This window comes from Sunxiuqinia sp., assembly GCF_055140945.1.
On the sequence record NZ_JBSQYS010000029.1, the window covers coordinates 1 to 22201 of the forward strand.

General features: G+C 43.0%; 10 protein-coding genes. 4 read left to right on the plus strand and 6 right to left on the minus strand.

Features of this window, described 5'->3' with window-relative positions; all coding sequences use genetic code 11:
• The first annotated feature begins 139 nt into the window (after positions 1–139).
• The 3 genes from uvrA to ACTB00_RS13605 all read left to right on the plus strand — a co-directional run bounded on the left by uvrA (position 140) and on the right by ACTB00_RS13605 (position 6889).
• A complete protein-coding gene (uvrA, locus tag ACTB00_RS13595; protein ID WP_463300467.1) occupies positions 140–2941 on the plus strand; it encodes an excinuclease ABC subunit UvrA in 2802 nt (933 codons plus the stop codon).
• Positions 2942–3094: 153 nt separating this feature from the next.
• Positions 3095–4876, plus strand: a complete 1782-nt coding sequence (locus ACTB00_RS13600; protein WP_463300468.1) for a hypothetical protein — start codon at positions 3095–3097, stop codon at positions 4874–4876.
• A gap of 933 nt (positions 4877–5809) precedes the next feature.
• Positions 5810–6889: a Fic family protein gene (locus ACTB00_RS13605; RefSeq protein ID WP_463300469.1), complete on the plus strand. Its 1080-nt coding sequence runs from the start codon at positions 5810–5812 to the stop codon at positions 6887–6889.
• A gap of 291 nt (positions 6890–7180) precedes the next feature.
• On the opposite strand, the gene ACTB00_RS13610 is transcribed toward ACTB00_RS13605, so the two are convergent.
• The 4 genes from ACTB00_RS13610 to ACTB00_RS13625 are packed head-to-tail and all read right to left on the minus strand — an operon-like array spanning position 7181 to position 17207.
• On the minus strand, positions 7181–9580 hold the full coding sequence (locus ACTB00_RS13610) for a beta-galactosidase (protein ID WP_463300470.1): 2400 nt from the start codon (positions 9578–9580) through the stop codon (positions 7181–7183).
• A gap of 60 nt (positions 9581–9640) precedes the next feature.
• Positions 9641–12973 carry a DUF5107 domain-containing protein gene (locus ACTB00_RS13615; protein ID WP_463300471.1) on the minus strand — a complete coding sequence of 1111 codons (3333 nt, stop codon included), beginning with the start codon at positions 12971–12973 and terminating at the stop codon, positions 9641–9643.
• A gap of 7 nt (positions 12974–12980) precedes the next feature.
• Positions 12981–15806: a sugar-binding domain-containing protein gene (locus ACTB00_RS13620; RefSeq protein ID WP_463300472.1), complete on the minus strand. Its 2826-nt coding sequence runs from the start codon at positions 15804–15806 to the stop codon at positions 12981–12983.
• Positions 15807–15821: 15 nt separating this feature from the next.
• Complete coding sequence (locus tag ACTB00_RS13625; protein ID WP_463300473.1) at positions 15822–17207, minus strand: sugar porter family MFS transporter; 1386 nt, start codon at positions 17205–17207, stop codon at positions 15822–15824.
• 341 nt (positions 17208–17548) lie between these two features.
• On the opposite strand from ACTB00_RS13625, the gene ACTB00_RS13630 reads away from it, so the two are divergent.
• Complete coding sequence (locus tag ACTB00_RS13630; RefSeq protein WP_463300474.1) at positions 17549–18475, plus strand: helix-turn-helix domain-containing protein; 927 nt, start codon at positions 17549–17551, stop codon at positions 18473–18475.
• 81 nt (positions 18476–18556) lie between these two features.
• Here the strand turns inward: ACTB00_RS13630 and ACTB00_RS13635 are convergent, their stop codons facing one another.
• Positions 18557–21100, minus strand: coding sequence for a glycoside hydrolase family 2 TIM barrel-domain containing protein (locus tag ACTB00_RS13635; protein ID WP_463300475.1), 2544 nt, complete (start codon positions 21098–21100; stop codon positions 18557–18559).
• Entirely contained in the window at positions 21046–22089 is a 1044-nt protein-coding gene (locus ACTB00_RS13640; RefSeq protein ID WP_463300476.1) for a glycoside hydrolase family 53 protein, read from the minus strand. The genes ACTB00_RS13635 and ACTB00_RS13640 overlap by 55 nt, the downstream gene beginning before the upstream one ends.
• Positions 22090–22201 lie beyond the last annotated feature (112 nt).

Consider the following 22201-nt stretch of genomic DNA (forward strand, 5'->3'; position numbering starts at 1 on the left):
AATGTCGAAAGTAAAGTTCTTCTATAGGCAATCAGATTTTTAGTATGAATAAAACAATTTGTTATTTTTGCACGGGGTAAAAATGTAAGTTTTTTGAATAAAAAACAAATTTATCTCGCCTAAAATTGACACAGCTTCCATGACAAACAATAAATTAGCAGCTTCAGAGATCCATATAAAGGGTGCACGAGTACACAATTTACAAAACATTGAACTAAAAATTCCCCGTAATAAACTTATGGTTATTACCGGACTTTCGGGTTCAGGAAAATCATCACTTGCCTTCGATACCTTATATGCAGAAGGCCAGAGACGGTATGTTGAAAGTTTATCATCCTATGCCCGTCAGTTTTTAGGAAGAATAAACAAACCCGAAGTTGATTTCATAAAAGGCATCCCTCCGGCGATCGCTATCGAGCAAAAAGTAAATACGCGCAATCCACGATCTACGGTCGGTACTTCAACCGAAATATATGATTACCTGAAATTGCTTTTCGCACGAACAGGAAAAACTATTTCGCCAATATCGGGGCAAGAAGTAAAACGGCATCGTGTGAGTGATGTGGTTAATTACATCAGCTCTTTTGCTGAAGGCACCCGTGCGTTGATCTGTTCTCCTTTGGTTCCTAAGAATGGACGTTCAGTTTTGGAAGAAGCTGAACTATTGATGCAACAAGGATTTTCGAGAATAGAAACTCCCGGGGGAATCAAACGCATTGATCAATTATTAGAAAACAAAGACGCTGATTTTTACTCCGAGCAATGCAATATCGTCATTGATAGAGTGCAGGCAAGCGATGAAGAAGATAACATCAGTAGAATGGCTGATTCCACTGAAACTGCCTTTTTTGAAGGTCATGGCTCATGCCTGGTAAAAATATATAAGGGTGAAGAGGTTATTGAGAAAACATTCTCAAATTTATTTGAGGCCGATGGTATTGAGTTTGAAGAACCCAGTGAACATTTATTCAGCTTTAACAATCCGGTTGGTGCCTGCCCCACTTGTGAGGGCTACGGAAAAGTAATTGGCATTGATGAAGACCTGGTGGTTCCCGACAAGTCATTATCTGTTTATCAGGATGCCGTGGCTTGCTGGAAAGGCGAAAGCATGCAAAAATGGAAAAACGAACTCATCCGGCACGCTTCTGATTTTAGCTTCCCAATACACCGTCCATATTATGAACTGACAGAGGAGCAACGCCAACTATTATGGGATGGCAATTCGTATTTTGAGGGGCTCACGGCCTTCTTTAAAATGCTGGAGTCGAAAAGTTATAAAATTCAATATCGGGTAATGCTTTCACGCTATCGAGGCAAAACAACCTGCCACGAATGTAGAGGAACCCGACTAAAAAAAGAAGCCGGCTATGTAAAAGTCGACGGGCAGTCGATACAAGATTTGGTGTTGTTACCGGTAACCGAGTTAAGAGATTTTTTTAACGACATTCAGTTTTCAGAGCACGAGCAACAATTAGCCAAACGCATACTGATTGAAATTAAAAACCGATTGGAGTTTTTGGACGATGTCGGATTAGGTTACCTAACAACAAATCGCTTGTCTTCCTCGCTCTCAGGAGGAGAATCGCAGCGTATTAACCTGGCAACGTCGCTCGGTTCAAGCTTAGTTGGATCGCTTTACATTTTAGATGAGCCCAGCATCGGCTTGCATCCGAAAGATACCGAACGGCTCATCAAAGTGTTACGAAAACTGCAACGAATCGGAAACACCGTGTTGGTTGTGGAGCATGATGAAGAAATCATTCGGGCAGCTGACGAAGTTATCGACATTGGCCCTGAAGCCGGTGTTCATGGCGGTGAACTAATCTTTCAGGGCGATCATGAGAAATTACTGACCGCAAAAAATAGCTTAACAGCAGATTACCTGAATGGCACAAAAGAAATTGAGATTCCAAAAACACGAAGAAAGTGGAATAACTTTATCGAAATAAAAGGCGCTCGCGAAAATAACCTTAAAAATGTCTCCGTTAAATTCCCACTGAATACCATGACGGTTGTGACCGGAGTTAGCGGATCGGGAAAATCAACCCTGGTAAGCCGAATTTTATATCCGGCTATCGCAAAACGATTTGGCGGATACGGCGAAAAAACCGGGCAACACGATACGGTCTCCGGCGACTTCAAACGACTGACTTCCGTGGAATTCGTTGATCAAAACCCGATTGGGAAATCGTCGCGTTCGAACCCGGTGACTTACCTGAAAGCCTACGACGAAATCCGCAAGCTTTATGCCGAACAGCAAGCAGCCAAGTACCAGGGATTTAAGCCCTCGCACTTTTCGTTTAATGTTGATGGAGGACGCTGTGAGGAATGCCAGGGAGAAGGTGAAATAAAAGTTGAAATGCAATTTATGGCCGACATCCACCTCCTATGCGAAAGCTGTAAAGGAAAACGATTTAAGGATGAAATTCTGGAAGTGCGGTTTAATGGGAAAAGCATCCACGACATTTTGGAAATGACCATTAACGAATCGATCGAATTCTTTGGGAGTAGTAAAGGAACGACAGAGAAAAAGATTGCGAAAAAGCTTCAACCCTTGCAGGATGTTGGTTTGGGATACGTGAAACTGGGACAAAGCTCATCGACCTTATCAGGCGGTGAAAGCCAGCGGGTAAAACTGGCTGCTTTTCTTTCCAAAGAAAAAGATTCGCCCTCCTTATTCATTTTTGATGAGCCAACCACCGGACTGCATTTTCACGACATCAAAAAATTGCTGGATTCATTTAACGCACTTATTTCAAGAGGACATAGTTTAATTATCATAGAACACAATCTGGAAATTATCAAGTCCGCCGACTGGATCATCGATTTAGGCCCTGAAGGTGGTAAAAACGGAGGACATATTTTGTTCGAAGGCACACCCGAAAACCTGGTGAAAGCGACTGATTCACACACCGGCAAGGCCTTGTCTGAAAAATTATAAATTATTTCAAAGTTGCTTTGAACGATATTCTTTCAAACGAAATAAAAATCGGTATCTTTGCGCAGGTTAAACTGAGTAGATAACGGGATTTTGTTATAAGTAATTGGGAAGAATAACTAGTCGCTGCGTTCTACTGTAAAATCAAAAAAATATATGAGCTTTTATTCGCATACGTTTAACATTCCGGTCATGGGACTGGGATATACTTTAGACACGCCTGTACGGGTAGCACATTTAGGAATATCGTCAGTTCTTTCGCTGGTGGATGACGTTTTGATGGAGAAGATGCGTGAATTCTATTGCGAAAAATTTGACCTCCCCTACCAAAACATCAGCAACAAAGTAGAAGACTTTAGAGCAAAACGCATTACGGCCTATCTCAATTTGGTTGACAAATTAGTCAACTATAAATACGATGAGCTGGTCAACAATTTTCATAAAAAAGGAGGTGATTTAGATAAGTTCATGGAACTACTCCCTAATTCAACCCAGATTCGTGAAAAGTTCAATCAGCTTTCTGAAAATAAAAACGTTCAGGACGCAAAAAACTGGATTCGCAACCATCTGACACCCGGAAGTATTGATGTAAACATCATGACCAAACTGGATAAAGCTAATTTTAAGGATCGCGAAAAACTGCCGGCCGAATATAATGATGCGCATGCTGCATTGAGAGGTTTTGCCAATAGCGATTTGAATTCGTCTCTGGTACTTTCAGCGGGTATGAACCCAAGACTTTACAGCTACCTCGAAAACTTTTCAGATTTCTACCCGGACGAAAACGGGCAACTGAAGAAAAAGATTATCCTCAAGGTAAGCGATTTCCGTTCGGCCATGGTTCAGGGACGCTTTTTGGCAAAGAAAGGCATCTGGATTTCAGAGTTCCGCGTTGAGTCAGGATTGAATTGTGGTGGACATGCGTTTGCCACCCAGGGCTATTTATTAGGTCCTATTCTCCAGGAGTTTAAAGAAAAACGCCAGGAGCTATTAGAGTCTACCTTTGACGTTTACCAGAAAGGACTTCAAGACAAAGGTTTAGCAGAGCTTGAAAAAGCTCCCGAGATGAAAATTACTGCTCAGGGGGGTGTTGGAACCAATGAAGAGCATCAGCTATTACTAGACGAATACGAATTGGATAATATTGGCTGGGGTAGCCCATTTATGCTGGTTCCCGAAGCGTGTAATATTGACAAGCAAAGTCTGGACCTGCTAAAAAATGCCGGTGAAGAAGATGTGTATTTGAGCGATGCTTCTCCGCTTGGTGTTCATTTTAATAATGTTAGAGGAACCAGCCAGCAAAATGAAATTCAGAACTACCTGAAAGCTGACAAACCGGGCTTTCCATGCACCCTGCGCTATCTGGTTTTCAATACGGAATATACCGAAGAGCCCATCTGCACGGCTTCGAAACAATATCTGAAAAAGAAACTCAAAGAAGTGGATGAATCTGAACTTACTGATTCGGAAAAGCAATGGAAGAAGAGTAAGCTAACCGAAAAGGAATGTTTGTGTGAAGGATTGACCAATTCAACCTATTTGGCAAACGGACTGACAATGAACAGCAAAAGAGAGGGTGTTAGTATTTGCCCCGGGCCAAACATTGCCTATTTCAAAGAAGTAGTTTCGCTGCAAAAAATGGTTGATCACATTTATGGTAGAATCAACCTCTTAAAAGATGTCAAACGTCCGAACTTGTTTTTGAAAGAACTCAACATGTATGTTGATTATCTGGAAAAAAATCTGAAAGAAGCACAAGCCGAAGACGATAAAAAGCAATTGGGGTATTTTAAGAAGTTCAAGAAAAACCTACAGGATGGTATTGACTATTACCAAGACTTCTTTAAAAAATACGAACATAAGTTGCAGGAAATGAAGAAGGATGTTTTTACTGAACTGGATATCTTCAAGCAAAAACTAGAGCAAATCAATATTTGATAAAATACATCTCACATCAAATCCGGCTAATGAAATTTAGTCGGATTTTTTTTTGCCAATTTTTATACTCTTAACGACACTCTTCCAGACTTATTCAGCGACCAGTCTACCCGCATTGAACTGCAGTTTAGGGAAACATGACACGAGTTTGTTTAACGGTGACTCGAGTCACCATTTCCCTGACTCCGGGTTGCATGTTGGTGACTTCGCCCACCCACTACCCGGGCGAAGTCACCATTTTACCGACTCGAGTTATCATTTACCCAACTACAGTCACCATTTTACCGACTCGAGTTACTGTTTACCCGACTGCAGTTACCATTTTACCGACTTGAGTTAGCTTTTTACCGACTCGAGTCGGTTTTGAAGTGGGGGGGGTACTTCGGAAGTACCCCCCTGGGGTGTTAAATAGACCTTATTTTGAATGAAACTAAATTATCGCTATCAAAATTAATTATTCTGTAAAGTTAGCTATTTTGTACCGCTGTATAACAATACGGGATGGATTTTCAGAGCACAATCACACATAGGCTAACAACTCATTTATACCGGAACAAGAGCTTGATTGGCATTATATTCAAAACGATACTTGGGCATGAATCGAGCAAAACGGCGGAGATCTGTACGCATATTTTTTCACGGGGGTTAGAAAAAATTATTAACCCTCTGGAAAACTTATGGGATGATATAAAACATAATAGAGTGCACAATACTTGCTAATATGGTAGGCATTGTGCACTTTTAAATTCGATATAGTAAAAATAACAACACCTTTGAGCACTTGCTCAATCGTTAGCGCTAATAGAAATTTTGGTCTCCGTATGTATAAAAAAGCGAATTATTTTAACACACCAATCATTCACTGTAAAGAAAAATCGATTTTCTTTACAAAAAGGATTACATTAGTAAAGAAATTGTAAAACCCTTTACATCATGTCCGAAAATAAAGATTTTGTCTTGAAAGAACTTCCTTTAACTGTTGATGTGGAAACAAAAGCGGTGTTAAAAGCTCTACCCAAAGCTCATGCTGCATTGGCTGAGTTAAAAGGTATTGCTTCAACAATTCCTAATCAAATTATTTTAATCAACACATTAGGACTCCAAGAAGCAAAGGACAGCTCTGCAATTGAAAATATAATCACGACACATGACGACCTATATAAATCAGAATTGAATCTTGACTCTTTTAATTCATTACAAGCTAAGGAGGTTCAAAACTATATCTCGGCACTAAAAAAAGGATTTGAGTTAGTTAAAAACAAAGGATTGATTACAAATTCAATCATCATTGATATTCAAAGTGAACTAGAGAAAAATAATGCTGGGTTTAGAAAACTTTCTGGAACGGCTCTTAAAAATGCAGCGACAGGAGAAACAGTTTATACTCCACCACAAGACATTAATGACATAAATCGTTTAATGTCAAACCTTGAGAGGTTTATTAACGACCCGACAGTCTCAGACTACGACCCATTAATAAAATTGGCTATAATTCATTACCAATTTGAAAGCATTCACCCATTTTATGATGGAAATGGAAGAACTGGCAGGATTATAAACATTTTGTACTTGATTCTTGAAGAATTACAAACTTTGCCGATTCTTTATTTGAGTAATTATATGATCAAACATAAAGCGGACTATTATAGGCTTTTGCAACAACTTAGAGACAATGAAAATTGGGAAGAGTGGTTACTTTTCATGATAACCGGTATTGAAAAAACGTCAAGAGAAACGATTGATTTAATTAATGAGATAAAAAAATTAATGCAGGAGTTTAAACACAAACTTCGAGATAATTATAAATTTTATAGTCAGGATTTATTAAATAACCTTTTCAAACATCCTTATACAAAAATTGAATTTGTAGTAAATGACTTGAATGTTTCAAGGATTACGGCAGCGAATTATTTAAATAAATTGGCAGACGACGGACTTTTAAGAAAGAGTAAGATTGGCACAGGGAATTATTACATCAATGAGTCTTTGTTTAAAATATTGACAAACAGATAAAAATGACAACTACTAGCACTAATCGAGTGGGTTCTCCGCTAGGCTAAAAGCCTAGCGGAGAACCCCTCCCGCCACCCAGCGTATGCGAGCTACGCTCCTGCCCTTCGATCAAAATGTCCACAGGACATTCAGATTTCGGGCACATACCGGGCGGTTCGTTAAGTCATAGGAAACAAAACCGTGTTTGGTTTAAGCTGATTGTGAAGTTCCAGTAAAGGAATGTAACCCCGTTTCTTCAATCGTTCAAGCCTAATTGTAGTACCAAGACTACCATGCTTTAAAATTGGTCTTTCAAAACGATGAATGAAGAATTGCTTTGTACTCTGGAATTATTTCAAAGCCCTTTATTTCCATAAACTTCCCATTTTTGAATTCAGGTACGTGGTTCAAATCTTTCAGGTACGGATAGTCAGAATACATAGGATGAAAAACAAAGACCATTTTATTGTTTTCCAATTCGGCATCGATTTTTTTTAATCCAATTTCCCATTTCTTTTCCTGGTAAAAATGATCGGTGACCAATTTCCCGTCAATAAGAGCCAGCCCCCGGTCTCCAACGTAGTCAGCTTCCACAAACACATCGTTTAAGTCTGAGATGTCGGAATTTAATTGGAGGGTGTATTTACTTGAACTAACCTTTTCGATACTTACCTCTGGCTTTTTCTCTTCAAAAGTTACAGAATACGCATCGAAATTTTTATAAGTCGGTTTTTCCTTTTTTACATTCGCTCCTGAAGCATTTGTAATAGTTGCTTCGTCGGGAAAGACATACAGCAAGTTTTCTGCTTTCCTGCTTATCAACTGAATATGATCGATATCCTCCATTATTATTGCATCAGAAACGTACAATGCTTCATTGATTTTTACTGCATTTATAGCCATACGCTGCGGAATAATTAGAAAATGAACTCCGTTGGCAACAAATGAAAACGGCATGTCAGTCTTAGCTTTAACGCTTGTTAGACCTTCAGTATTAACTGTTCTCGCATTTTCCGATTTGGAGATACTGGTCGATTTGGGAAAGTTTATCTCGGGCTCAATCCCAGTAACGGAACTGAAAACGTAATAATTATGATTTTCTCGATGAAGAATGGTTAATGGTTGAACGGTAGCCGATTTTACTGTCGTACGCTCAAGCTTCAGATTAAAGGGTAAAATGGCACTGGTCGCTTTGGGAATGTCGAATGTTCCATTGGAGGGAAAGGAAATAGTTTCACTGCCGGTTTCAACTTCGATAGTAACATCCTTTATGTCCTTGACTTCAACATGATCCTGAAAATTAATGACAAACAGGAAGCCGGAATCACCATACGAGCGTACGGCATATCTTAGGATATCGGTATTTTCAGGCGCAATGTCCCTATTGGTCTCAGGCAAAACGGTCTTCATCGGAGCCAGTCTGTCGCTATACGCATCGAGAAATAGATGAAGTGTTCTTAGATGCTTGTAATGATAGCGAACTTGCCCATACTGGCCAATTGGAGCTTGAAAATCGTAATTTATGCGGGGAATGCCATTGACTTCTTCGTTGTAAAACTTGCCACCAAACTGGGGAGTCGAGCCTCCGTGATACATGTAGTAGCCAATTCCGTTGGAGCCACTGCCAATAATGCGAACCATCAACGGATGCACACTTTCATAAGGCACAATAGGCCGACGGGAAAACTTGGCTTGTATTCCCGGTCCTATTTCACCGGGAATTGAAGGGTACAAATCGGTGTCGTAGCTCACAGGGCTGTAATCGGGATACTTATGAATGTCCTTGAAAAGATAGAAAGGCGACGGACTTGGCGCTGCCCAAAACGGGTAGGCATAGCCAGCAGTTACCGGCAAACTTCCTTTCTCGACAATGGTGGCGTTGCCCCATCCGGTGGCTGTATACAACGGAACATCGATCCCGTGTTTTTTTGCAATCGCTTTCAGATTGGCCATGTGTTTCTTTCCGTATTCCGACCATGGATTTTTTCCATCGGTAACTGTAATTTGCTCGTGTGTCAATGCTGCGTCCCGGTCGGCAACGGTATATTCCACTTTGCTGCCCGGGTAAGTGAACTCCCAGGGAGCGGCGGAATGCTGGTATTCGTTTTCCAATTGAACACCCACTACAGGTCCCCCGTCCTTGTATAGCAACCCTTTGATCTGTGCAGCAATTTGCCCATACAAACGATCAACATATTCGAGGTAGCCGGGATCGTTGCTACGAACTTCAAATGGGCGACCATACAACCAATCCGGAAGGCCACCGTTCCGCATTTCGCCGTGACAAAAAGGCCCAAGTCTCACAATGGCATATAAATCGTGCTTTTCAACCAGATGCAAAAATTCCCGCAAGTTCAGGTTCTCCGTCCAGCCAAATTGCCCCTCAGTTCGTTCATGTATATTCCAGAAAACATAGGTGGCAATGACATTAATCCCTCCGGCTTTCATCTTAAGAATCTCTTGCTCCCAATAATTCTTCGGGAAGCGCGAATAATGGAACTCACCAATTACAGGGAAAAAAGGCTGACCGTTTTTTTCAATGTAATAGCTGTTTACGGTAATTTTTTCACCGTCAGGATTTTCACCTCCCAGATCAAGATGGTCCCGTAAGATGTTCTTTTCAGGTTGATCTATATTGATTTGGTAGGTTGTTTGCGCTTGCAGCGCCAACGTAGTTAACACCACTACAAATACAATGATTGTCTTCTTCATCGCTACTTTTTATAAATAATTACGTTTTCTGTTTCAAGCTTTTATCTTCTAAATCAGTTTTCAAAATTCGGGCAGGCAAGATAACTGATCATGAGCCCCAACATGCATGGCATTGACTTGAATCACTTGTTTAAACAACCTGGATGCTTTCTCTTTATTTCCAAGCCCCAATTCAGCCAATCCAATTAAGTATTTGGCTTCCAGCTCATTCCTTTTCTGCATGTCATCTTCGAATACCAGCAACAAGGGGAGCGAGGTCGCAAAATAATCGATCCGGGCTTCTTGGCTTAGCTTCTCTTCACCAAACTGACGAATCTTCTTCAACAAGCCAAAAGCCTCGTCCGATTGCCCCAATTCCATCAACGACATGGCTTTATAGTACGACAATTCGGAATACGCGCTTACCGCCATATCAACAAAATCGCCTTCTTCATGGGTGCTTTGCAGGAAATAGTCGTTTGCTTTTTCCTGCTGTCCCAGTGCTTTACAGGCCATTCCTCTCCAGTAATTGATGTGCGCTACTGCCTGCAACGGATGATACTTTTCGCCCAAGTTGTCGGGCGTATCCAGCGATTTTTCAAAAAAGGCCAGTGCCTTCTGCGGATCATTGTGCTGTAAAGCCTTTTGTCCAAGCTGCAAGCACGAATAGGTGTATTGACGCAACACTTGCCCTTCGCCTCCTTCCCAAGGGTGGAAGCTTTTATTCTGAAGCAATTCAAGCGCTTTCTCATGTTGTCCGGTAAAATTATACAGGGCGGCCAGTTCGACCGTGAAATCGTCGCGTGCTAATATTTTCTCCTTTAGGGCTTCAATATCCGCTAAACGGTCAGCCGGATGATCATTCAACTTTTTCCGCAGTTGGTCGAACTCGTATTGGATGCGCATATCTTCGGGCGATAGCTGCACCGCTTTTTCGAAAGCCTCTCTGGCCTTTTCTCCTTCGCCATTGGTGTTCCAATACGCGATTCCCAGGTTTCGGTACAATGTGCCATAGCGGCAACCAGCGCTGGCTGCTTTTTCCCAGCTACGGATGGCATCTTCGTGGCGTTTCAGATTGAAGTAGTAATTTCCAAGCCCATAAGCTGCCAGCGAAACGGCTTCGCTTTGCTGGATGGCCCATTCCAGCACCAATTGCTCCTGAATTCGTGAAGGGAAAAAATAGTCGTACGAAGAAGTTGAGAGTTCTTTTAATACGGATTCCGATTCCGCTTTCTTGTTCATCTTCTCAAAAAGCCAGGCCAAAATAAATCGGGTCATTACCGTTTGTTTCAGCGGATTTGGCACAGCACAATCGGCAGGCTCATGTGCATGGTGCAGTTGAATGAGCTGAATGGCCTCCTCGTAAAAACCGGCTTCACAATAGTCGAACGCCAGATCAACGATGGTTTGTCCATCATTCCTGGATGATTTTAAGAACTCATCATCATTTCCTGATAAAGTTGCCTGAACATGTTTTGCCCATTGATCAAGCGGATCAGTTTTCAGGAGTGAGGTAAGTGTTTCTCCGGCTAGCTTATCGTTGCCCAAGCGTTTGTTTATAACTGCTTTTAGTACAAAAGCTTTGTTGTTCTGCCTGTTTGTATCCAGCGAGGCTTCCAGATGTTCCAGTGCCAGCTCATAATCCGCCCGGAGGCAATCGATTAGTGCCAGACGATAGTAGGCCGCAGATCGCCATTCGTAATTCCATGTTGATTTGTAAAACAAAGCATAGGCTTCTTCATTTTTATCTTGATACACTGCAGCCAATCCCGCAAAATAATAGGCTTCGCCCGATGCCGCGTTAGGATGGTGGCTGGTTTGGATTTCAATGGCTGTTCGAAAGTGTGCTTCGGCTTTGTTGAATTTTCCTTTTTTAAGTTCCGAACGGCCCAGAGAAGTATAGGCTTTATAATTTGCCGGGTCACGCTTGATAGCTTCCACCCAATAAGGTTCGGGATAGCGTGTGGGATGCCGGTAAAGTTCGAGATGTTCACCGATCAGCTCCAGTTCGCAGCTACTCTTCACATCGGCAGGCTGGGCAGGCTCTTTAGCCAGCTTCCGGTTGCGCCGCTTGTTTGTTTCGCGATGTTGGTAGGCTAGCAATTCCTTCCCTTGATCATTTAAAATGACGAGCGAAACGGTGTTTTCCCGTCCTGCTTCAATCCCAATCATTTTTTCAATCCATGGATTTTCAGGTGAGACTGAAAGGTTTTTAAAAACCTGTTGCCGGTCGCCAATTTTCAGAATAAACTGCAAGTTGTCAAACTTCCGGCTGCTTGCTACCCCAAGATCCAGTTTGTTGCCTTGTAGAATAACCAGTCGGATGGCCAAATCGTTGTTGGCATTTTGCACCGGACCAACTTTTTTATAACTCCACCAGAATTGTGAAAATGTTTTGGTTTCGTAAGGTAACAGATAGGTAAAATCAGGCTGGTTATCGGTATAAACGCCAGCCATCAATTCGAAATACGGACCTCCTTCATCGGTCAGTTCGCGATCCCATGCTTTGCCAAATTTCTCATTTCCCCAGGTCCATTGCTTTTTGCCCGGCGCAATGTGCCTGTTGGCCACATGAATAAAACCTCCTTCTGTTTTAAAGTCATACCCTCCAAAGAAATCATACTTCGTTTCGCAAACCATGTAGCTGGTAGGAACCGGAATATTCTGGTAATAGCGCAAATCATTTTTCCCCGGGCGTTGATGATAGGGAACGTCATAGTAGTCGTTTTCGGCAAAAGGAAAGCTACTCATGGCACGTACTGCATGGTCGGCCACATAATGCACATCGGGCGGAAAGAAGCTCTGATAATCCTCGTGTACGCTTACCGCAACATTGGCCCACCACAAAAAGGTTTGCGTTAAGGGGGTGCGGTTGAACAGTCGCCCACGGAGTTCAATCAATGAACTGTCCGGCCGAAGCCGGATTCCGTGCATCCCTTTCATCCGGTTCATCGGGTCATATTCCGACATCCAAACGGTTTTTACGCCGTCGGCTTCCTCTTCAATAAAAATATCGGTTGGCAAATACGTTCCGGGGCGGTGGTGCTGTGGCCAGTTGAATTCAACGCCTCCGCTGATCCAGGGCCCGGCAAGTCCAACCAAGGCCGGTTTGATAACCTCCTGCTTATAGAAGAAGTCATAACCGTTGTTGGTCTTATCCTGTGCTTCAAAAATCCGGCCTCCGATTTCGGGCAGCATCACCAAACGTACAAAATTGTTTTCAAGGACTGCCGCATCGTACGACTGGTCTTTCTTTTCATCAAAAACCTTATCAATAAATGGAACTGGGTAAACTTTCCCGCTTGAGCCCTGGTACACTCTTTTCTCGAAGAAGAGTGGATTGATTTCGGGCTTCCCAAGTCCATAAGTTGGTATGATACGTGGCTCGTGATATGCTTTTACTATTTTGTTCATCAGTGATTTATTTTATAATCGAATTCAGCTGCGTTACGCTCAACCCAACAGTTGGATCAAAATGATCGCCAGCCATATAATTCAGAATACTTTTTTTAAGCTGAGTCGCTTCAATCCGGTTATCAAGATTATTGACCAAATCGACACCACTGATGAAGATGCTGCCCTTCCCAACTTTTGCTTCGAGCAGGAGCGCTAGTCTTCTGTTGGAAACCCAGTCATCAATAATTCGGACGACAGGCCTTAATTCAGGGGTAAATGAATCAAGCTGAATCGCATCGGAATGGCTCATGGCATCCCACCACTGCCAGTTTGAGTGGTATTCGGTTGGGAATTCAGTTAGAGCTGGATGGTCAGGATCGCACAAAATGCCAAGTGTGTGCGGCTTTTGTCCGTTAGTCCAGGCGGTATTCCAGAAAATGCTGGAAAAACCGACACCAACATTGCCTCCCATATCCGGAGCAACTTTACCTTTCCCAAGACTCAGCAGTACTTTTCCTCCATCTTCCAAAAACTTGATTGTCGACTGGTCAAGCGTCTCAACAACCCGAATGCTTTGAGGAACTGTAACTTCTGACGCTGGATACACCCAAACGTCCCAGGAATTTTCATACTCGTTGATGGAAACTTCGAGGGTGAGCTTTCGTGGTTTGTCCTCCGTTTGAAATTGGTGAACAACTTTTCCGAGTTTAATGGCATTGCCAAATGGAATATCTTGCTGCCCGAGTGTTCCTTCAGCGATCGCCGTTTCATTCTCATAAATTTTCCATTGCGGATTAACCCCTTTTAACTCTGATTCTCCGAAATGAGCGACCTCAATATTCGCGGTGAGTGTTTCGCCTTCCCTGAAAATTCGTTTGTCCAATCTGGCTAAAGGCACTGTTGAATTGCAAAAACGGCGATACTCTTCGGGTGTGATATATCCCTTCTCTTCCCAAAAAGGATCAAGCACACCAACCAATGCCGTTCCCTGTCCGGGAAAATCATGCAAATCGAGCAACTGGAAGCCACCGAAATTCGGGGTTCTCAGAGCCGCTTCAATATCGGCTTTATAACAAAGCGCCTGCAATTTACCGGACGCCAAGAGAAAGCTATCCGCTAAATGTCCCATGTGGTGGGCATTCAGACTTTCTTCAAATAGTTCAAAATTTTTGGCTTTCAATACACCCGTGTATTTCTCGATCTCCTTGAAATTGGGATAAACACACCACTGCCCAATTTCGTGACTGACAACCGGACTTTGCAGATTGGCAGTACCATCGGACCAATCATAGTCGCTTCGCGGAGCTTGACTGTTGATAATACTGTTTAATTCTTCGCCCCAACCCTGAATGCGCACTTTGTTATGGGTCACATGAAATTCATTTTCATCAATTACCGGCCAACCCGATGCAGAGGTGTACAACCGGCGGTCATCCTTTTTTTTCCAATCGTTTAGAAATGTTTTTAAATACTCGACATGTCCGGGGCCGCCCGGCTCATTTCCAGATGCCATCATGACAAACGACGGGTGATTTCCGTAGGACTTCACGATGCGTTCACTTTCATCATAAATATACTGATCGATAGGCAAGCCGCTTCCCAGTTTTGTACTTTGATTCGGCCAGGATGAACATTCGATCTGGAGATAAACTCCCATTTCATCAGCGGCTACAAAGGCTGCTTTAGGCGGGCACCAAGAGTGAAAACGAACATGGTTCAATCCATGCGCTTGAACTGCTGTGAATACTTTTTCCCATCCACTGACATCGGTTGGCGGATAACCGGTCAAGGGAAAAATGGCACACTCCAATGTCCCACGCAAAAAGATGGGGCGACCATTGATTGACAAGCCTGACGTATTGGCCGTAAAATCTCGGAATCCGAAATCGACAGACTGCTGATCTTTCCCTGCATCGTAAGCCATTTCTACAGAAAGTGTGTAAACATTTGGGTTGAATTCATCCCAGGTCAGGACATCATCGTCCAACAGATACTCCATACTAATACTGCTTTCTCCTGTGGGAATTGAAAAATCAAACTGTTGCTTTTCCGCTGTGCTATCTGATTTCTTAAGCTTTGCTTCAACTTCAACGCTAATATTTATTTTTTCGGAAGACGTATTGTTAACAACTGCTTTTATTTCAACCGAATTTGATTCCGTCCTTGGAAAAACCTGGATATCCTTAAAATGGATTTTGTCGGCACTTTGTAATGAAATATCTCCAACAATCCCATTCCAGTTCGATTGGGTATGGTCTGAAATACTGTGCGAGTTTTCACCAACATCAAGATCTTTAGTGCGGTTGTCGATGCAAATGGAAATCAGGTTTTCACCAGTGTTCAGAAAAGATGTAACATCAAATTCGTGTGGAGTAGCGAGGCTGTTTTGCATCCCCACCTTTTCACCATTGATCCAAACGGTCGATTCCCAATGTGGACGTTCGAGATTTAGAAAGATATTTTTGCCCTTCCAGTCTTCGGGGATGCTCACTTTTTTCTGATACCAGGCAGCACCAGTATATTTTTTCAGCGGTTGAAGCCAAAACGGGAATCGGACATTTTCAGAGTCGTGATAAGGTGCATAATTTGGATCATTGAACCATTCCGGGTTCTGAACGCCACCTGTCCATTCTGTTTCCATGGCAATGTCGAACCCTTTATCATTTTCAACCATTGACCCGGGCAGGGTAACCCGTTCAGTAAGATTTTGGGAATACCATTCTTCGGTGATTCCAACATCAAGCGAATCGATCTTAAATTGCCATTCTCCACTCAGGTCCATCTTCTGTGTTTGCTCCGGGCTGCACGCCCAAACGGCCACAAGTAATACGAAAAATTGAATCGTTTTCATAGAATCTTATTTTAGTTAGTTTATAATTTCGTGTTCAATCTCTTCCAAAGATTTTCCTTTGGTTTCAGGCAATTTTTTTAATATGAAAACCAGCCCACCCAAACAGATAATTCCGTAAAGCCAGAATGTGCCCGACGCACCAAAGGCATTGTTTAGCAGCGGGAAGGTGTAAGTCAGGAGAAAGCTGGCCAACCAAAGTGACACCGTTGCAACAGCCATTGCTGCTCCGCGGATGCGGTTGGGGAAAATTTCGGAGAGTACTACCCAGGTAACCGGGGCAAGCGACATGGCGTAACAGGCAATAGCCAGAACAACCAGAAAAAGAAGAATTCCGCCGGAAATATGGAAATAATAGGCTGCGCCCATTAAGGCGTAAATACCGGCTAAGCCACCGGCGCCCATGATCATCAAAGCCCTTCGTCCTAATTTGTCGACGGTGTAAATGGCAACAAAAGTAAATACCAGGTTTACGCTGCCGGTAACCACAATATTGAAAAGGATATCGGAAACCCCGTAGCCGGCGGCCTCAAAAACCTCTTCGGCATAGTTGAAAATGACGTTGATTCCACACCATTGCTGAAATGCGGCAATCACAATTCCAATGAGCAGCACCTTTTTGATGCCTGGCTCAAACAGTTGCCGATAATTGACTTTGCCGGTTTCATTGTCCAGTGTTTCCCGGATGTTGGCATATTCTTTATGCGCGTAGTCGGCTCCTCCAATGCGGGACAGAATGCGTTCTACCTTGGCCTCTTTTCCGTTCTTGGCCAACCAACGTGGACTTTCAGGGACAAAGAACATCAGGATAAAAAATAAACCGGCCGGTATCGTTTCAGCCCAAAACATCCAGCGCCAAGCCATTTGCCCATTCCACGAGGCCAGAATTTCGCCATCGGTTGCTCCCAGAGCAACAGGCTCAGCGATTTGCCAGTTTGCCAGTTGTGCCAGCAGGATGCCAACAACAATGGTGAGCTGATTGAGCGAGACAAACTTTCCGCGCACAGCGGCCGGTGCCACTTCCGCAATATACATGGGCGATAAATTTGAGGCTAATCCAATACCAATACCTCCCAAAATGCGGTAGATGATGAAGATATAATATAGATTGGAAGCTCCCGTTCCAATGGCCGAAAGGGTAAACAGAAAAGCGGAGAAGATCAGTAGCTTTTTCCGTCCGTAGCGATCGGAAAACACCCCGGAAGCAATAGCCCCTAACAGGCATCCGAGCAAGGCACTGCTCATCGCCCATCCTTGTAAATTTGGCGATTGTGCGATATCGAAAAACTTCTCGTAGAAAGGTTTTGCACCACCAATCACGACCCAATCGTAGCCAAACAATAAGCCTCCCAAGGCAGATACCATCGATATCGCAAAGATGTATTTCGTGTTTAATTTGCTCATTTTGGGTTTGTTGAATTATACTGGTTATTCTATCAAAATAGGTTCACACAATTTAATGATTCTAATTTTCCTAATCATCCACAGTTTACAAAGAAAAGCAAGCGGTCAGATTCTATAAATAGACAATCATGCTATTTATTGGACAATCCGATTATTTATCTATTTTTACATATCAAAGGAATACCTAACCGACACGAGCAAATCGAAAAGCGATAAATACTTGATATTTAAACTCTAAATGAAATTGACAGTCTGAAATGTCAAGTGACTTCCACAAGGGTAAAAGAGCAAAAAACACATTAAATAGACTAAACGATTGCCAGGAGGACATCTTTTAAATTTTGAAAGCGACGACCGATACAATAGAGCCGATTGAAGGAAAAACGGATAGTTTTTTTGGTGACCGAAGTGTTGTCGTGACCAGGAAACAACTTAAATCGATCAAGAATAATCCGTTAATCGGTGGCCTTTATATTAGTGACATTGGTTTTTACCCCCACGCCCGAACACATTATCGGAAAAGAAAAACAGGAATAAATGAGAATATCCTCATCTATTGCATTGATGGTGCCGGTTCAATACACTTTGGGAGTAACGTTTATAAACTTCAAGCCAATCATTACTTTGTCATTCCTGCGCATGAGGCACATAAATATTGGGCATCAGAGCATGCTCCCTGGTCAATTTACTGGATGCATTTTGGAGGTAAGAGGAGTTTCCTTTTCAATGAATTCTTTGGCAAAGTGACCCCGATTGAGCAGTCCTCCAAATCCCGAATTGACGACCGCATCAACATATTCAATGAACTTTTGAGCGCACTCGAATCTGGATTTTCAACGCATAACATCATCTACGCTAATCTGTGTTTAAACAATTTGCTCGCATCATTTTTCTTTGTAGATACCTTCCGGGCAGTTAAAGGTCAAAAAGGTACGGATCCTGTCGATCAATCCATATCATTTATGCAGAAAAACATTAATCGCAGTATTAAAATAAGTGACCTCTCCTCACAGGTATGCCTGTCTGAATCTCATTTCTCAAAAATTTTTAGAAACAAAACTGGCTCTTCCCCACTAGACTATTTTATTAATTTAAAAATGCAGGAAGCCATTAGGCTGTTAACTAATCAATCGCTAAAGATAAAGGAAGTAGCCTATCGCCTAGGCTACAATGATCCTTATTACTTTACAAGAATTTTCACCAAACACATTGGATCCAGTCCTGCTTCCTTTGTGAAAGTCAGCAAGCGAAGCATTGGGACACACTAAAAACAAGCCAAATACCTCCTCTGCGCCCATTCTACCATGAACAGCTACCTAATTCTTTCCCCTGAATCCAAGTGTTTTTAATTAGTCAGTGGACAAGACCGTGATTTTTTCTCCTTTTAATCCCTTTCCCGAAACGGCTAATTCAATGTCCCCGGGCAGTTCGGTGCTTTGCACCAAGACCACCAACTTACCGCTGAACAACTTCATGGTTGGTAGATGGAATAACTCCAGGGACGTCGCATCGCCATTGCAGGCAGCTCGGTATTTCCCAGCACCATCGACTTTGAATTTTAACTGATTTGTTGCTGTGGGACAAGGAATACCTTCTTTATCCACCACCGAAACGGTTACAAAGCTGATATCTTTGCCATCCGCCTGGATTGTTGACCGATCCGAAACCAACACAATGCGATGGGGAATTCCCGAAGTGCGAACTATTTTTTCTTCAGTAGGTTGTCCGTTCACATCAAAAGCAACTACTTTCAATTCACCGGGTTCGTAAACCACGTTATCCCACATCAAACGGTAACGCTCCAATTTCGAACTGTCGTTTTTAGTACGCATACCCATGCTTTTACCATTAACGAAAAGCTCGGCACTATCATAGCTGCTGTATACAAACACCGGGATTGTTTTGCCTTCCTTGCCTTTCCAGTTCCAGTGAGGCAAAACGTGCAAGGTCGACTCATCGGTATCCCAGCGGCTTTTGTACCAGTAATAGCGATCTTTGGGCAAACCGGCCAAATCGCAAATACCAAAATAGGAACTGCGCGAAGGCCAATATTGATCGTATGGAGTTGGCTCCCCGAGGTAATCGAACCCGGTCCAAACAAATTCGCCAATCACCCAATCTTTATCATCCTGCAACACAGCATCATCTTCCGGCAGATTACTCCAATTACAATATTCCAGATCATAAGAGGAACACTGGCCGTCATCATACTTTTTCCCAACCGCTTTTTCAACGGGAAACTTGTAGATCCCTCTGGAGCTGACTGTCGATGCTGTTTCAGAACCCAAAAGAATCCCTTGAGGGAAACGCTCAAAAGCCTCTTCGTAAAGATGCGTTCGATAGTTTAACCCCGGCACATCCACAATGGCTCCGAACCCGGATGCCATGACGGCTTTCACTTGATCCATGCCAACTGTAACAGGACGTGTCGGATCTTCGCGATGGAAAATATCCTGTAGCTTTCTTGCGCGCTTTACACCTTCACTGCCATGCTGATCGGGAACCTCGTTCCCACTGCTCCACATAACAATACAAGGGTGATTGCGGGTTGCACGCACCAGGTTCACAATATCTTTTTCATGGTATTCGTCGAAAAAACGATTATAACCATTTTTTACTTTCGGTTTTTTCCACTCGTCAAAACTTTCTGCCATAAACAGCATCCCCATTTCATCGCAAAGTTCGAGTTGCTCCATTGACGGCATGTTATGTGAACTGCGAATCGCATTGGCACCCATGTCTTTCATCAGTTGTATCTGGCGTCGAAGAGCCGCCTTATTGACCGCCGCGCCCAAAGGCCCCAGATCGTGATGCAGACAAACACCCTTAAACTTACGTACTTCTCCGTTCAGTTTGAATCCTTCTCCGGCCTTGTAACTGATTGTGCGAACGCCGAAACGGGTGGTCTGCTCATCCTGAAGCTCGCCATTTTCATCGTATAGTTTCGACTCCGCATAATACAACGTAGGCGATTCCGGACTCCAGAGCCGGGGGTTTTCCAAGGCTATGTCTTGTTCAAATTCATTGCCGAAAATTTTTGTCGCTGTAGCTTTTCCCAGCACGTTTCCGTCAGTATCTTTTATGGCTGTTTCCAACCGAAGGTTCTGTCCTTCAACCTTGGTTTTGATATTGATTTTTGCCAGACTATCGGATACGAAAGGGGTGGTCACAAAAGTTCCCCACAATTGGAAATGATTCTCAGGTAGTACCAGAATACGTACTTTTCGAAACAGTCCGGCGCCAGGATACCAACGCGATGACAAGGGTTTTGGCGAAAGATGCACCGCCAACAGGTTATTTCCGCCTGCCCTTACCTGATCGGTAATATCCAGGTTAAAATAAGCGTACCCGTAGCCCCACTCACCTGTTTTTTCACCATTGACAAACACCTCCGGGTCACTCATCGCACCTTCAAATACTACCAAAACACGGCTGCCTTCTTCAAGTTCAGGAAGCTGAAAAGTTGTTCGGTACCAACCATCACCAATATGAGGCAACGCTCCGGTACGCCCTGTTTTTTCGTTGGCCTCCTTTTCATTGTTCTGACTAATGGCAATAACTTGTTTGTCCACGTCTTTATCAAATGGCCCATAAATGGCCCAGTCATGAGGAACCGTGACAGTTTCCCAGTCAGCATCGTCAAAATTGAGCTGTTCAGCATTCTCGAAATCCCCCTTGCTGAACTTCCAGTTCTTTTCGAGTAGTATCGATTGGTGCTGCGCTTGAACCGGCAAGATACCAGCTATAAAAAAAAGGATCAGCAATAAAATAGTGGTTAGTTTCTTCATCTTGATTTGAGATATTTCATATTCATAATTGAGAGTGCCCGTAAAAATAGCTAATTTTCCAGAAATGCCTCCAATGCCTTCGTTGGCCTCCCATCGTCGCCCCATGCACTCAAAGGATATCGACTCCAGGACCTGGCACCTTGAGGTTCCCAGTAAAACACGCCCAAGCCTTTTTCGTCAGGCACAGCTTTCACTCTTCTGATTACTTCCTTCAGCATATCATACGTATTTTGAACTTTGGTATCTTCGCCTCCTGTTTCTACCACCATGACTTCCTTCCCATAACGCGTCGCCATATCTTTCAAATTAGCACTCAAGTCATCAATTGAAAGCGTGTAGTCGGGCTTACCTTCCAGCCAGAAAGGATAATACGACATACCAATCACATCGTATTTTGCACCATGTTCGGTAGCTGCATCAAACCACCACCGAAACCGCTCCCGATTATTGCCCTGATCAACATGAAGGATAACCTTAGAGTTGGGACTTACTGTTTTTACAGCGTCGTACCCCTTATTGATAAGTTGTACGAGTTGTACCCAATTATCGGTGCTTCCTTCGGGGTAAATCATTCCACCCGGAATTTCGTTTCCTATCTGAACCCATTCCGGAGTGATTCCTGCTATTTTAAGCGCTGTCATCACATCAAAAGTGTAATCGTATAAATCGCTGAGCAAGGTTGGAAAGTCATGTCCTTCCCATGCAGCTGGCTTACGCTGTTTACCCGGATCAGCCCAACTATCGCTGTAATGAAAGTCGATCATCACCCGCATTCCCCATTGTTTGGCGCGTACAGCCATTTCCACGGTTTCATCCTTACTACAGTGACCGCTTTGCGGATGATCCGATGGATTAACAAAAGTTCTCAGCCGGATGGAGTTGATTCCGTGATCTTTCAATATTTTGAAACAGTCTTCTTCTTCTCTAGCGTCGTTGTAGAATTTGTAACCTGCGGCTTCCATTTGTGGAAGCCAGCTAATGTCAGCGCCTTTGGCAAAAGTATTTTGATCGTTGTTCTGCGACTCAGAACTCTTGGAGCACGATGTGAATAGAAAAAATGCCAATAACACAATGAATATTCTTGAATGAATCATCGCTTGAAATTTATAAGTTTATGTATTGATTGAAGATTACTTTGGGTAAATAAGTTAAAGCAATTTTTTAAATTTGAATCTAAATTCTGAAAAACCTCCGACCTAAAGTACA